The organism is Desulfuromonas thiophila (assembly GCF_900101955.1).
Classification (GTDB): domain Bacteria; phylum Desulfobacterota; class Desulfuromonadia; order Desulfuromonadales; family Desulfuromonadaceae; genus Pseudodesulfuromonas; species Pseudodesulfuromonas thiophila.
Genome location: NZ_FNAQ01000001.1, coordinates 1 through 13061 on the forward strand (window position 1 = coordinate 1; position 13061 = coordinate 13061).

A 13061-nucleotide genomic window follows, 5' to 3' on the forward strand; every position below is an offset into this window, starting at 1 on the left:
GCTCAGTTCGCGGGATAGCGCATCAACGGATTCGCCCCGCAGCAGACGTAGGACCACTTCACGCTTGCGGGCGGCACTCCAGCGCTGCCCCTCGGCCAACGGTCCTGTGACGGTTTCGTTCTGGTTCTGTTTGGTCATTGTTAATCTCCTTGGACACGGGGACATTACCCCAAATCAGTGTCCAAGAAAACCGGCGCCGCTCCAGATGCAGTTCCTCGACAACCTGCGGCCGCAGTGGCTCAAGGAGGCTGCCGCCAAGGGTCTGTATGATGAAAAGACCCGTCAGGGCATGGCGTTCAAGACCTCCTACAGCAAATAATCCGCTTCCCTGACCGCTCAGGCGACGGCCCGGTTCTCCCGCACGGGGAGGGCCGGGCCGTTGTGCGTTGACACCACTGGCGGCAGGGGGCGGGGCTTGTGGGGCTTGCAATTGCGGCGCGGGAGTGCGAGTCTCAGGCGGTCTTTTTTTCTGTCCGGCCACCGTTTAGGGAGGAGATGCCATGCCCCTGCCGTTTGTGCCCCAGTCCGTGCTGGAGGCGTTTATCCTGGAGGATGCGCCCTATGGCGATCTGACCTGTCAGGCCCTTGGTCTGGAGGCCCAGCCGGGTGAGATGGAATGCAGCTTTCGCGCGGCCACCTGTGTCTGTGGCAGCGAGGAGGCGGCCCGACTGGCCGAGCTGTGCGGCTGCCGGGTGACGCAACTGTGCCCCAGCGGCAGCCTGGTGGCGGCAGGGGAGCCGGTGCTGCGGTTGACCGGTTCCGTTGCGGCGTTGCACCGCTGCTGGCGCATGGCGGGCAATCTGCTGGAGTATCTCAGTGGCATCAGCAGCCGCACGCGCCAGCTGGTCGACAGCGCCCGCCAGGTCAATCCGCAGGTGCTGGTGACGGCAACACGCAAGATTTTTCCCGGCACCAAGGCGCTGGTGACCAAGGCGGTGCTGTGCGGTGGCGGTCAGCTCCACCGGCTGGGGCTGTCGGAAACGGTGCTGGTGTTCGACAATCACCGCCATTTTCTGCCACCCGATCAGCCTTTGGCGGCACTGGTGGCGCAGTTGCGCCGCAGCCTGCCCGACAAGAAGATCACCATCGAGGTCAAGGACAGTGCCGAAGCCCTCGAACTGGCGCGGTTGGGGGTCGATGCGGTGCAGCTCGACAAGATCGGGGTGGCGGAACTGGCCGAGCTGGTGCGCCAGGTGCGCGCCATCCATCCCGCAACCCTGCTGGTCGCCGCTGGCGGCATCCGCCAGGACAATCTGGTGGCCTATGCCGCCACCGGCGTCGATATTCTGGTGACTTCGAGCCTGTACAGTGGCCCGCCGGCCGATCTGGCGGTGCGGCTGCGGCCGCAGCCGCCGGCCGCGTAAGCGCCCTGTCGGCGCTACAGACGTATCCTGAAGGAGGGAAATCAGCATGTTCGGACTGGGGAGTCAGGAACTGTTTCTGGTGCTGCTGGTTGTTGTGGTGCTGTTTGGTGCCAAGCGCTTGCCGCAGCTGGGGGAGGCCCTGGGCAAGGGCATTCGTAATTTCAAAAGCGGCCTGAAAACGCCGGGGGACAAGGAAGAAGGGCGGGACGATGGGCGCGACGAGCGTGACGACGCCTGAACTCAGGCCTGAAGGAGGGCGCGGATGCTGGGCATCAGCATGACCGAACTGCTGGTGATTCTGCTGCTGGCGCTGCTGGTGCTGGGGCCCCGCCGGCTGCCCGATATCGCCCGTGGCCTGGGGCGGGGGCTGCGCGAACTGCGCCGTGCCAGTGACGAGTTGCGCGCCAGCCTGGAACTGACGGAGGTCGATCGGTCGGCAGCGGAGCAGAAGGTTTCGCCGGCAGCGCCTGCCGGCCAGCCGATTGATTTTGCCGCCCCAGCCGAGGACGAGGCAGAGATCGTCGCGGCGCCAGCCTTATCCGCCGCTGGCCAGGAGGCCGACCGTGCCGGTCGATGAGCAACCCGCTGCGCAACCGGGCCTGGCGGCGGACATGGGGCTGGTCGAGCATCTGGAGGAACTGCGTCGCCGCCTGCTGCGCGCCCTGCTGGCCTGGCTGGCGGGGTTCGCCCTGTGCTACCACTGGGCGCAGGAGCTGTTTGTCTGGTTCAGCGCGCCGGTGCTGCAGGTGTTGCCGCCGGGTAGCTCAATGGTGTTTGTTCAGGCCACCGAACCCTTTTTTACCTATCTCAAGGCCGCCGCCCTGGCCGGCTTCCTCGTTGCCCTGCCGATCCTTCTTTATCAGCTGTGGGCCTTTGTCGCGCCGGCCCTTTATCCTGGGGAAAAGCGTTTTGCCGTACCCTTCGTGCTTAGCGGCTGCCTGTGTTTCGGCGCCGGCACCTGGTTCGGCTTCCAGCTGGTGTTTCCGCTGATCTTTCAGTTTCTGATTCAATTCGGTACCGACAGCGGCCAGATTCAGGCCATGCTGTCCATGGGCGCCTATCTGAGCCTGGCCAGTCGGCTGCTGCTGGCCTTCGGCCTGGTTTTCGAAATGCCCATCCTCAGCTTTTTTCTGGCCCGGCTGGGGTTGATCACTGGCGCCCGGTTGGCCAGCTGGCGCCGTCATGCCTTTGTCGCCGCCTTTATCATCGGTGCCATGCTGACGCCGCCGGATGTCATTTCCCAGCTGGCTCTGGCCGTGCCCTTTATCCTGCTCTACGAGGTCAGCATCCTCGTTGCCCGCCTGAGTAGCCGCCGCTAACATTTTTGGGATATCAGAGCTTCTTGTAAAAGTACATGCAGGCCTTCTAGCATTATTAGCGAAATAATATAAAAGTCAAGATTACTAGACAATCGTCTGATATTGTTTGGTTGCGATACCAAAAACGATCAGGAAGCTGTCAATGAAGCTCAAGGCTTATGTCTCATAGTTGATGGGAGTCATATAATAAGGTCTGTTCTCCTACCTTGAGAAATGTATGTCCTCTCCGTTGACGGAACCGGAGAAGCGCCAATACAGGTGCATTCACGTTTGTGTCTGCGCGTGTGTATGAGTGCTGAGCTGTATTTCAGGGCGGCCTGAGGAGTTGCGAAACGTTCTTTGGCTGTTTGCGCGGAAGTTTTTCCTGAAATTGGTGCTTCACTTTGAGGTAATTGTGAGGCGCTGGTCGGTATGTAAATTTTAGTCATGTGCTTTCTCCTTCGCGGTGGCTTTAAAAGATCAGCGTGGCCAGGGAATCGTCAGCCAGCACAGGGTAGCAAACAACAGGCTTATAAGGACTGCGGCCGAACCCATGTCCTTGGCGCGCCCGGCGAGTTCGTGCCAGTCTGGGCCTATACGGTCGATAACTGCCTCAATGGCGGAATTTAAAAGCTCCACGATGAGCACAAGCAGGACCGAGCCAATTAACAACAAACGGTCAGTCATGACCAGATCAAGCCAGAAGGCTAAAGGCAGGAGTAGCGCCGCTACCGCGATTTCCTGACGGAACGCGGCCTCGGAACGAAAGGCGGCCTTGAGACCGGCGAGGGAATAGCTCATCGCGCGTATCACGCGTCGAATACCGGTATTCTTTTTCATAGGGTTTTTTCCTGTGCGGAAGCGATGCCCGCAGTATTTTGGCGCAGAGAGTGACTTGCGCTTTCAATGTAGGCTTGCAGAAAATCAGTGCTTTGGCGGGATTCTTCCGGTGAAGGGTTTGTGGCGATAGCCTGGTGTTTGCGCAGATCGATTTGAAAATGCAGGGGCTGCCGGCTTTGTGGCCAGACCAGCAATCGGTTGCCTTGGACAAGCCCGACAGTTTGGTCACTGCCCGAGGGCTTGATGACGGCAAAACCGGCATCAAACGGGGATAGGGCCAGCAAATCTCTTCCCCAGCATTGGTGCTGAATGTTGTGGCCGAGTCGGCCAAGGATGGTGGGCACGATATCAACCTGTGATCCAACGCGGTCGCAAAAAGAACCGTAGCGTTTTTGAATTCCTGGCGCCACAAGCAGTAGGGGGACGTGAAATCGGTTGAGATCAAGTTCTGTTAGCTGTTCGGAATTGGCAAAGCCATGGTCGCCGACGATGACAAAAAGGGTTTCCTGAAAGAACGGCTGTTTTTCTATGGCAGCGAAAAACCGCCCCAGTGCCCAGTCTGCGTAACGCATGGCGGTAAGATGCGCGTTAAGACTTCCCGCAGTGGTTACGGCGGGGACAGGTAGTGGGTTTGGAAGCGCATAGGGAGTGTGGTTGGACAGTGTTTGCAACAAGGCAAAGAAGGGTTTTTTGCGGGGCATGCTCGCGAGCTCCTTGGCTGCTCGGTCGAACATGTCCTGATCGCTGACGCCCCAAGTAGGATCTTTGACCACAGGATTCACATAATCGTTGCGGCCGATAAAATTCTGGAAACCTTGTCGTCTGAAAAAGCCCAACTGGTTGTCCCAAGCAAAATCTCCATTATAAACATATAGGTCCTCATATCCTAAAAGTTTGAGGAGAGGAGCTAGCCCTGAAAAATCATGGCTTCCTTCACTCATCTGCATCAGATATTCATAGCCCGGCAGATTTGGAAACGAAGTCATGGTGGCGAATATCCCCTGATGTGTGTGGGTGCCATTGGCTAGAAAATTTCTGAACAGCAACCCTTTTTTGCTTAGCTCATCGAAGCAGGGAGTGATGTTGTGAGAGTCTCCCAGCGCGCCAACATATCGCGCCGCCAAACTTTCCATGAGGATGACCACGACATTGCGAACGGGGAGCTGGCCATCGCTCCGTGGTTGGTAGACGCGACGAACAACGGCCTGTTCAGCGTCTACAAGGGTTTCCTGGGGCAAAAGCAAGGATTGTCGGACGATGCGGATGGCTTCGGTAGCGGCCATGGAGTTTTTCCACAGGGGCGGTTTCCGCCTGGCCAAGCGACCGACGATGGCGGTATAAAGCGTTTGCTCCGGATTAAGCCCCAGTTGGTTGGCAAAAATGGATGGGGTTGTAAAGGCATCACCCCAGCGCAGGGGGGGGCCCTGGCGCAGAGTTCCTCTGGCGGCGAGAATGACTACGAGTAGTGCCGGCAGCAACAGAAACCAGCGTTTTGCATGCGATTTTCTCGACGGTTCTTCTTTAGAGATCGCTCTGCTGAGCCAGCGTAGCGCCATGAACGATGAGCAGCTGAGTAAGCCCCAAGCGACGATCAGGCGCGAAAGGGGGAAGCCATGCCACAGCATGCGCAGAACGGTAATGGGATTCTCGGTGAGATACTGGAAGACCAGTCCGTTCAGCCGTTGATGGAATTCACGGTAAAAAATCGGCTCAATCAAGCCAAGCAAAATAAAGAGACTGGCAACTGCAGTCAGGTAGACAACTTGAACTGGTCGGTGCCAGGAACGATGCTGAAGAACGATGAATGGGAGCAAAGGGAACGCCGTATAGGCGATGATCCGAGAGTCAAAGCGTAGACCATTGAAGTAAGCGGTCATAAGGTCTGACCAGGTAGCCGTGCTGCTTTGGTCAAGGTTGGTGAGATGGAGGCTCAGACGCAGGAGTGTCAACAGAAGCAGTAGTCCCAGGCACGAGAGAGCGAAAAAAAGCTCGAAACCGGAAGCCTCTCCCCCGTGGTTTTCTCGGGCCAACAGGGAGAATATAGCTCGACCCTTTTGAGTAGATTTTTGCTGATTGATCATGGAAACCTTCGATTCTGTAATTTTTTAAAAGATTTTAGCGAAACAGCCTGCCTTGCTCTGATGCTGTAGAATTGCCTGAATCAGCAGGTTTTTTTTGGCTTCTTTTATGCCAAGCTTTGGTTGGTGTGGCCTGGCTTTGGCCACGTGTTGCGCCGAGCGGGGCTGATTGAGTTTGTGGCGAATAATATAATCAGCCCCTTGATAGTATGCTTGGGCAATTTGGACTAGGGGGTCTTCAGGCGAGGAAGTCTCTATTTGTTCACTTTCCCAAGGATGGTGGATTTTTTTGATGCCTTGACGGGGTTCCAACAGAATAAGCTGATCATCGCAGTAAAGACCTAATTTCTGGTAGTTTCCGACGAGCGCTCGCGGGTGGTAATCGGCAGCGAGCAGATTCTCCCCGAAGAAGTGGCTTTTGTAATTAAAGCTGAGTAGGCCCAACAGCGTTGGTGCTAAATCAATTTGACTTGCCGTGTTCGCAAACTCATCGCTTGCCAGATGTTTTGGGCTATAAAAAAGCATTGGAATGTGGTAGCGGGCTATGGGCAGGCCAACTTTGCCGGCGCTACCCGCGCAGTGATCGGCGACAATAATGAACAGGGTATCGTCAAACCAGGCGTGTGAACGGGCTTCTAGGAATAGCTGTTCGAGGGCGTAATCGGTATAACGGACGGCGCCTTCCCGGCTGCTGCCCGAGGGTATGTTGATTTTTCCTTTTGGATAGGTATAGGGGCGGTGGTTGCTGGTGGTCATCAGATGGAAAAAGAAGGGTTTTCCCTTTGCGGCAACGGTGTCGGCTTCCCGAATGGCTTTGGCATACAGATCCTCATCACAGACTCCCCAGGCATTTTTAAACTGAATCTCTTCCGTGAGAAAATTGCCTTCATCAATGATGCGGTAGCCATTACGTGAAAAAAACGTGTTCATATTGTCAAAAAAACCGCGGCCACCGTAGAGAAAAGCCGTGTCATAGCCCTGTTGGCGTAAGACCTGTCCCAGACTGAAAAACGGGCCGCAGTCCGGTCGTTTTACCAGCGCTCGGCCAGGGGTTGGCGGAATTGAGAGCGTGATTGCCTCCAACCCGCGGGTGGTGCGTGTTCCAGTTGCAAAAAGATTGCTGAAAAACAGTCCTTCCGGGATCAGTTGATCCAGAAACGGGGTCAGACGGGGCACGTCAGGACTCCGAAAGCGGGTGAGATACTGAGCACTTAGGCTCTCCACGGTGATTAAAAAAACATTAAGCCGTTGAGGCGATCCTGCGGCTGTAATTTCACGGTGGATGTCAAACAACTCGGATGTGGCTGAATTAACATGTAGTTGTTTCTTGAGCAGGTTTGAAAGATTTTGGGGGTCTCCAAGGGCATAAAATTTTTCGTAGTCCAGAATATTCAGGCGAAATGCTGTAATGAACTGATAAGGGCCATTGACAGACAATTCGTTGACATAGTTGTTGTTCGAGCCTGAAAGATTTTGTGTTGATAAAATAAGCGGTAAAAGCAGCGCGAGCACGCCGTGAAGAAATAAGTAGCTGATGTTGTTTTTATTTTTAGGGATTTTTTCCAGGCAGGCGGCAAGGCGGCAGCGTAAAAAAATAAATGATGGGAGAGAAGTCGACAGAAGGTAAAGGAAAACAAGAAACATGGAATATGATTCGTAGATATTTTGGGTTACCTCCCGGCGATAGACGAGATAGTCTACGGCAATGAAGTTAAATCTTGTGCCGAATTCCTGCCAGAAAAGGATTTCAGCGGCAAGAATGAAGAAGAACATCACTAGACTGGCGAAGAGCAAGCCCTCATATAAAAAGCGGAACCATTTTTTGCGGGTTAGAGGTCTGGACTTGAAAATGAGTGGCAGAGCTGGCAGGAGAAGAGCAGGGAAAAGAAAAGCGCTATCATAGGCCAAGCCCTTGACAAAAATATAGGTAAGAGCTGTAAAACCATGCGGGATTTCTTTCCACATGGAAAAAGTCAGACCAAGGCGCAGTATAAAAAAGCCGGTCAGCAGAACACCGTACAAGATAAAGATAAAATTGTAAGGTTGTGGCGGCACCAGGATTTTTTTGGAATGAGGTTTTCCACTCATGTTTTCCGGCCCCTTTTAATGTTAATATGAAAAATAATTAGTTTTATTTTTTTCGCGCAGCTATAGTTTTTCGCGAGCGACGCGAATTTTTTTGGAAATAGATTGTAGAGCTAGAAGGTCGAGAAGAATGCTTGAATGGGGGGAAGTCGGTCAGAGTTTGCCTTTGAAAGGGCCAAAATATAAAACCCAGTTTACAACCCAGCAAAGCCAAGCAGAGCAAAGACAATGAGACAGGAAATGAGCGCCACGGGCTATCTGTCCGAAGCTGAACAGGCAACCTAATGCCAGGGACAGGAACAGAGCTTGTTGAGCCCGTTTGCGGTTATGCTTTAAAAAGATGAAGTATCCAGCGGAAAGGGAGAAAGCACCTGCCGAATGCCCAGCGGGAAAACAGTGCCCTGACTTGGCCCGCGTCAGCCCGACGCAGGAGAGGGTTTCTCGCCAGGAGATTTCCTGCCGCGTGCCGCCATATTGCTGGAGAGACCAAGGGCAGGGCCTGTCCAGAATGTATTTGCCAGTGGCGACCAAACCTGTTCCTAGACCGATGCAGAGCAACAGATAGAAGGCTGAACGGCTGAGGGGGCGCCAGAAGTTGTCGGACCAGCTCAGAAGCATGACCAAGAGACTCCCGGATGCGGTAAAAATGATAATTTTTCGTCCTCCCCTATGGATGATGGTTTCGGCCCACCAGCTGTGCTTGAAAGGCCAGAGGCCAAGTTGTTGATTGTAGAATGCCTCCGCAATGAATTGATCAAACCTGGCGAGGCTTAAAATCATTGCAAAAACGAAAAGTAGTGAGGGCCAGAGCAGCAGTCGCCAGAAGCCTATGGGGGGGATGCTTGAATTCATTAGGATAGACTCCGGTCATTCCGTTTGGCGCGGATGCGCTGGGCCACTGCCCGCCACAGCTGTTTGTCGCCTGCCTGCAGGCGGGCGTGGCCACTGTAGCTGCACAGAAAGCGCAGGGCGTCGCGTGGCCTCAGTCCCGGCCAGCGTCGCGCCAGAGCGGTCAGGTCGCGCACCCGGCGGGCCGGCCGCCAGGGCACCCAGCGGGTTTTTTCCAGATCGATCAGTCGCACCTGGGGGTTGTCGCTGGCGGGTTCGACAAAAATATGCTTGGGAAACAGGCAGCGATGCTCCAGCCCCTGCCGATGCAGATTGGCCACCAGCCGTGCCACGGCATCGAGCAGCAGATCGCGTTGCCGTCTTGGGGGCGGCTGGTCCCGCCAGCGGCGCAGCTGTTCCTCCAGCGAAATAAAACCATCGAGAAAAGCCGTCACCAGTACGGCCTGGCGGCTGCCGTTGTGCTGACGGGTGGCGCAGTAGACCGCCTCCATGGTCGCGATGCCGGCCTGCTGGTAATGGCGCAGGTTGGCCAGTTCTTTTTCGAAGGTCAGCCGGCCGCGCAACGGATGGCGCCAGTCGCGGCTGAAATAGTTGCTCTGCCGTTTGATCACCAGTCGGCCGAGCAGCGCGCCATCGACCCACAGCGGGTGCAGGCACACCCGGCTCCAGCCGGCCTGGCCGCGACCGCTGTTGCCCTCGTCCACCGCCTCCAGCTGCAGATCCCAGAAATCACCGAACTCCTGCAGGCCAGCGCGTGTCAGGCGCTCCTGCCAGGCCGGCGCACGGTACAGCAGGCGAACGCCGCTTTGCGGGCCGGAGGTCATGGCAGCACCGTGCGGCGGCGGAAAATGGCCAGGTGCAGGCTGTGCAGCAGCGGCAGTTGCGCCAGATCGGCCTCAAAGTCAAAGCCGGCGGCGGCAAAATGCTGACGCAGTTCGGTCAGGCGGGTGCAGTGCTGTACCTGCGGCCGTTTGCGCCAGGTCTGGCCCAACCGGCGGCGCAGGCTGGTCACCGACAGCGGGCTCAGATAGCTGATCAGCACGTAGCGACCGGCGACGCGGCACAGCTCGGCGATGATGCGCTGCCGCAACGCGGCGGTTGGCAGATGATGGATGAAGCGAAAACACAGGCAGGCATCGAACTGGCCAGCGTTGTAGGGCAGCCGTTCGAGATCGGCCCGTTCGATCAGGGCGCTGGCACCGGCTGCCTGCACGGCTTCGCGGGCCGCTTGCAGGGCGCCTTCGCCCAGGTCGACGCCGGTAACCTCGAAACCGCGCTGTTCCAGCAGCAGACAGGCGCGACCCACACCGCAGGGCGCGTCGAGCACGCTGCGCACCTGCCGCAGATGCCGCAGCCCCCGGTCGAGCAGGGCCATTTCGTTGCGGTGTTTGCGCGCCCGGCGGCGCTGGTATTTTTCGGCTTTTTCCGCCGAATGCTTGATGCGGCTGCGGTAATCGAAGGAATCGGAGAGGCTGGACTGGGGCATGGCGGACCTCGCTGGACGGACTGCCGGCGCGCTGGCAGGTCGCGCCGCGCCGGACGATAGAAGCTGTCCGGCCGATCCGCAAGGACGATGCCAGCAGGGCCGCAGCAGGTCCAAGAGATTGAAAACACAAGGCAGATGTCGAGCGCCGGCAAGGCCCGACCCTGTCCCCCGTACAGAAATTTGAACACCAGCGCCAGCTTTTGCGGCGGTATGTCGCAAAATTTGAACGTCCATTCTATTCCTCGCTGTCACCAATCAGGCCGTATTTTTTCAGCTTGTACTGCAGATTGCTGCGGCTGATGCCGAGGCGCTCGGCGGCCTGGGCCTGCACGCCCTGGGCCTGTTGCAGGGCCTGACGGATGAAGAAGATTTCGATCTGTTCCAGGCGCTGGGGCAGGGGGCTGCTGCTGTCGCAGGGTGGCAGGCCGGGGGGATTACCCTCAACGGCGCAATTCAGCGGCGCGGGCAGATCGCTGCGCTGCAGGCAGGGGCCGCGGCTGAAGATCACCGCCCGTTCGATGGCGTTTTCCAGTTCACGCACGTTGCCGGGCCAGTCGTGCTGCTGCAGCGCCTGCAGCGCCTCGGCGGCGATGGTGCTGACCCCCCGGCCCATTTCGCGGGCGAAACGCTGCAGGAAGAAGGTGGCCAGCAGGGCGATATCCTCGCGTCGCTGGCGCAGCGGCGGCAGTTCCAGGGTGACCACCGCCAGACGGTAGAACAGATCCTCCCGGAAGCGGCCTTCGGCGATCATCTGCGGCAGGGGCCGGTGCGAGGCGGCGACGATGCGGACGTTGCAGTCGAGTTCCTTCAGACCGCCAACCCGCCGGAAACGCTTTTCCTGCAACAGCCGCAGCAGTTTGGGTTGTAGCGGCAGGGGCAGCTCGCCGATTTCGTCGAGGAACAGGGTGCCGCCCTCGGCCATTTCCACCAGACCACGCTTGCGCTCGCTGGCGCCGGTGAAGGCGCCGCGCTCGTGACCGAACAGCTCGCTTTCCAGCAGGTTCTCGGCGAAGGCGGCACAGTTGAGGCTGACCAGGGTCTCGCCGGCACGCGGGCTGGCCTGGTGCAGGGCGCGCGCCACCAGCTCCTTGCCCGTGCCGCTTTCGCCCAGAATCAGCACCGAGGTTCTCTCCGGCGCCACCCGCTCGATATCGGTCAGCAGCTGGCGGATGGCCGGGCTCTCGCCCAGCAGTTGACGGTGCTGGCTGCGTTCGAGCTGGGCGCGCAGGAGCTGGTTTTGCGCCTGCAGGCGGGCATAGTCGAGGGCCTTGGCGACGATCAGCAACAGCTCGCTGTTGTCGAAGGGTTTGGTCAGGTAGTCGAAGGCGCCCGCCTTCATGGCGGCCAGCGCCGTATCGACACTGGCGTAGGCGGTCAGGATGATGAACGGGATGGCGCCATGCTCCCGCCGCACCTGCTGCAGAAAGGCGACGCCATCGAGCAGCGGCATCTTCAGGTCCGACAGGATCAGCTGAATGTTTTCCTGGGCCAGCAGCTCCAGGGCGGCGAAGGGATTGCCGACCCAGCTGGTGCGGTGGCCCTGCTGCTGCAACAGCCGGCTCAGCACGGTGCCGTAGTTCTTTTCGTCATCAACGATCAGGATGTGGGCCATGATCCGTTTCCTGTGAGGGGGCGGTTAGCGGCAGCAGAATGCTGAAGGTGCTGCCGCTGCCGGGCTGGCTGTGGAGCTGGATTTCGCCCTGGTGCAGGGTGACGGCCTTGTGGGCGTTGGCCAGCCCCAGGCCGGTGCCGCCCTTGCGGCGGGTAAAGAAGGGGTTGAAGATGTGCGGCAGATCGGCGGCGGCGATGCCGCAGCCGCTGTCCTCGACGCTCAGGCACAGCTGCTGCCGGCGCTTCGTCAGGCTCAGGGTCACATGGTCACCGGGCTGACAGGCCTGCACGGCGTTGAGCAGCAGGTTGTCGATGGCCTGGCGCAACAGGGCGGCATCGACCGCCAGCACCAACGGTGCCGGCGGCACGAACAGTTTCAGGCGCACGCCCTGCTGCTCGGCGGCCGGCAGCAGGGCGTCATGGGCCTGTTGCAGCAGCGCCACCAGATCGCAGGGGGCGCGCTGCGGTTGCAATGGCCGGCCGAAGTCGAGAAAGCGGCTGAGCAGCTGGTTGAGGCGGTCACTTTCTTCGGCGATGACCGCCAGCAGCGGGTCGGCCGGGGCCTCGGCCGTGGCGCTGAGCAGCTGGGCCGAGGAGCGGATGACGCCGAGCGGGTTGCGGATTTCGTGGGCCAGGCCGGCCGACATCTCGCCCAGGGCGGCCAGCCGGTCCTGTCGCCGCAGACTGTCCTCGGTGGTGCGCAGTTTCTGCAGCGACTGGCGCAACGCCTCCTCGTTGGCACTGAGCTGCTGGTTGAGCTGCTGCTGGCGGCGCAGCTGCCGCCGGCTCTGCTCGGCATGGCTCTGCACCAGCACGCCGACAAAGAACAGGGCGATGCAGGGAATGAGAAATTCCGGCAATTCGCTGGGATCGTGCAAGTATTCCGCCGGCGGAACCAGTGTCAGATAACAGAACGAGGCCAGCAGACACAGTGCCAGGCTGCGCCCCAGGTTCAGCACCGAGGCGCCGGTGATGATCGGCAGCAGGTAGATGATCCAGTAATGGCTTTCCTCCCGCCCGGTGGTGGCCCAGATCACCAGCGTACACAACAGCAGTGACACCAGCAGGTGACGGCCGAGGAAGCCGCGCTCGGCAATTTGGGCCGGCGTCAGCCGGTGGTCGGTGAAAAAGTAATACAGCGTCACCAGCAGCAGGCTCAGGGCCCCATAGAGCAGATGCGGGCCACGGAAGAGCACCAGCAGCAGCATCAACAGCAGCAGCAGGACACTGTTCTTGACCGGGACGACGGAGGGGCTCATGGTGGCGACGGTGGCTTTCCGGGTGGCCTGTGCTGCGTCACCACAGGGCAGAAGGGCGCGACGCAGGGCCTCACTCTAGGCAATGGCTGCGGCCCTGACAAGCCCCTTTGTCCGTTGCCGGTCGCCTTGATTTTGCCACCGGGCCTGACTATAGTGCCTGCCGTTGTTCCGGCCCGCTTTTGTTGTCCGTC

The 13061-nt window shown here is 58.7% G+C and carries 12 protein-coding genes and 1 pseudogene; 4 read left to right on the forward strand and 9 right to left on the reverse strand.

Annotation, left to right across the window (positions count from 1 at the left end; translation table 11 throughout):
* Nucleotides 1-93, reverse strand: a pseudogene (locus BLR80_RS13430) (IS3 family transposase); the annotation flags it as partial.
* A 407-nt stretch (nt 94-500) separates the two neighbouring features.
* On the opposite strand from BLR80_RS13430, the gene modD reads away from it, so the two are divergent.
* Genes modD through tatC form a run of 4 tightly spaced genes read left to right on the forward strand, consistent with a single transcriptional unit; the run spans nt 501 to nt 2683 of the window.
* Nucleotides 501-1364, forward strand: coding sequence for a ModD protein (modD, locus tag BLR80_RS00005; protein ID WP_092075170.1), 864 nt, complete (start codon nt 501-503; stop codon nt 1362-1364).
* Nucleotides 1365-1410: 46 nt separating this feature from the next.
* Complete coding sequence (tatA, locus tag BLR80_RS00010; RefSeq protein WP_092075171.1) at nt 1411-1602, forward strand: twin-arginine translocase TatA/TatE family subunit; 192 nt, start codon at nt 1411-1413, stop codon at nt 1600-1602.
* Between the two features lie 24 nt (nt 1603-1626).
* Nucleotides 1627-1941 carry a twin-arginine translocase TatA/TatE family subunit gene (locus BLR80_RS00015; protein ID WP_092075172.1) on the forward strand — a complete coding sequence of 105 codons (315 nt, stop codon included), beginning with the start codon at nt 1627-1629 and terminating at the stop codon, nt 1939-1941.
* On the forward strand, nt 1928-2683 hold the full coding sequence (gene tatC, locus BLR80_RS00020; protein WP_245691255.1) for a twin-arginine translocase subunit TatC: 756 nt from the start codon (nt 1928-1930) through the stop codon (nt 2681-2683). The genes BLR80_RS00015 and tatC overlap by 14 nt, the downstream gene beginning before the upstream one ends.
* A 459-nt stretch (nt 2684-3142) precedes the next feature.
* Here the strand turns inward: tatC and BLR80_RS00025 are convergent, their stop codons facing one another.
* From BLR80_RS00025 to BLR80_RS00060, 8 genes are all read right to left on the reverse strand, one after another.
* Nucleotides 3143-3502, reverse strand: a complete 360-nt coding sequence (locus BLR80_RS00025) for a diacylglycerol kinase (RefSeq protein WP_092075173.1) — start codon at nt 3500-3502, stop codon at nt 3143-3145.
* Complete coding sequence (locus BLR80_RS00030) at nt 3499-5583, reverse strand: LTA synthase family protein (RefSeq protein WP_092075174.1); 2085 nt, start codon at nt 5581-5583, stop codon at nt 3499-3501. The genes BLR80_RS00025 and BLR80_RS00030 overlap by 4 nt, the downstream gene beginning before the upstream one ends.
* A gap of 24 nt (nt 5584-5607) precedes the next feature.
* Complete coding sequence (locus BLR80_RS00035; protein WP_092075175.1) at nt 5608-7668, reverse strand: LTA synthase family protein; 2061 nt, start codon at nt 7666-7668, stop codon at nt 5608-5610.
* 150 nt (nt 7669-7818) lie between these two features.
* Complete coding sequence (locus tag BLR80_RS00040) at nt 7819-8517, reverse strand: phosphatase PAP2 family protein (protein WP_092075176.1); 699 nt, start codon at nt 8515-8517, stop codon at nt 7819-7821.
* Nucleotides 8517-9338 (reverse strand): lipopolysaccharide kinase InaA family protein, encoded by an 822-nt coding sequence (locus BLR80_RS00045; RefSeq protein ID WP_092075177.1) that lies wholly within the window; start codon nt 9336-9338, stop codon nt 8517-8519. The genes BLR80_RS00040 and BLR80_RS00045 overlap by 1 nt, the downstream gene beginning before the upstream one ends.
* Complete coding sequence (locus BLR80_RS00050; protein WP_171906249.1) at nt 9335-10000, reverse strand: class I SAM-dependent methyltransferase; 666 nt, start codon at nt 9998-10000, stop codon at nt 9335-9337. Before BLR80_RS00050 ends, BLR80_RS00045 begins: the two co-directional genes overlap by 4 nt.
* A 235-nt stretch (nt 10001-10235) precedes the next feature.
* Nucleotides 10236-11612 carry a sigma-54-dependent transcriptional regulator gene (locus tag BLR80_RS00055; protein WP_092075179.1) on the reverse strand — a complete coding sequence of 459 codons (1377 nt, stop codon included), beginning with the start codon at nt 11610-11612 and terminating at the stop codon, nt 10236-10238.
* Nucleotides 11590-12870: a sensor histidine kinase gene (locus BLR80_RS00060; protein ID WP_092075180.1), complete on the reverse strand. Its 1281-nt coding sequence runs from the start codon at nt 12868-12870 to the stop codon at nt 11590-11592. Before BLR80_RS00060 ends, BLR80_RS00055 begins: the two co-directional genes overlap by 23 nt.
* Between the last annotated feature and the right edge of the window lie 191 nt (nt 12871-13061).

Coding starts and splice junctions, on each gene's coding strand:
- BLR80_RS00040 (WP_092075176.1), bottom strand. CDS start 8,517: ATGAATTCAAGCATCCCCCCCATAGGCTTCTGGCGACTGCTGCTCTGG.
- BLR80_RS00060 (WP_092075180.1), bottom strand. CDS start 12,870: ATGAGCCCCTCCGTCGTCCCGGTCAAGAACAGTGTCCTGCTGCTGCTG.
- BLR80_RS00045 (WP_092075177.1), bottom strand. CDS start 9,338: ATGACCTCCGGCCCGCAAAGCGGCGTTCGCCTGCTGTACCGTGCGCCG.
- BLR80_RS00030 (WP_092075174.1), bottom strand. CDS start 5,583: ATGATCAATCAGCAAAAATCTACTCAAAAGGGTCGAGCTATATTCTCC.
- modD (WP_092075170.1), top strand. CDS start 501: ATGCCCCTGCCGTTTGTGCCCCAGTCCGTGCTGGAGGCGTTTATCCTG.
- BLR80_RS00015 (WP_092075172.1), top strand. CDS start 1,627: ATGCTGGGCATCAGCATGACCGAACTGCTGGTGATTCTGCTGCTGGCG.
- tatA (WP_092075171.1), top strand. CDS start 1,411: ATGTTCGGACTGGGGAGTCAGGAACTGTTTCTGGTGCTGCTGGTTGTT.
- BLR80_RS00025 (WP_092075173.1), bottom strand. CDS start 3,502: ATGAAAAAGAATACCGGTATTCGACGCGTGATACGCGCGATGAGCTAT.
- BLR80_RS00050 (WP_171906249.1), bottom strand. CDS start 10,000: ATGCCCCAGTCCAGCCTCTCCGATTCCTTCGATTACCGCAGCCGCATC.
- BLR80_RS00035 (WP_092075175.1), bottom strand. CDS start 7,668: ATGAGTGGAAAACCTCATTCCAAAAAAATCCTGGTGCCGCCACAACCT.
- BLR80_RS00055 (WP_092075179.1), bottom strand. CDS start 11,612: ATGGCCCACATCCTGATCGTTGATGACGAAAAGAACTACGGCACCGTG.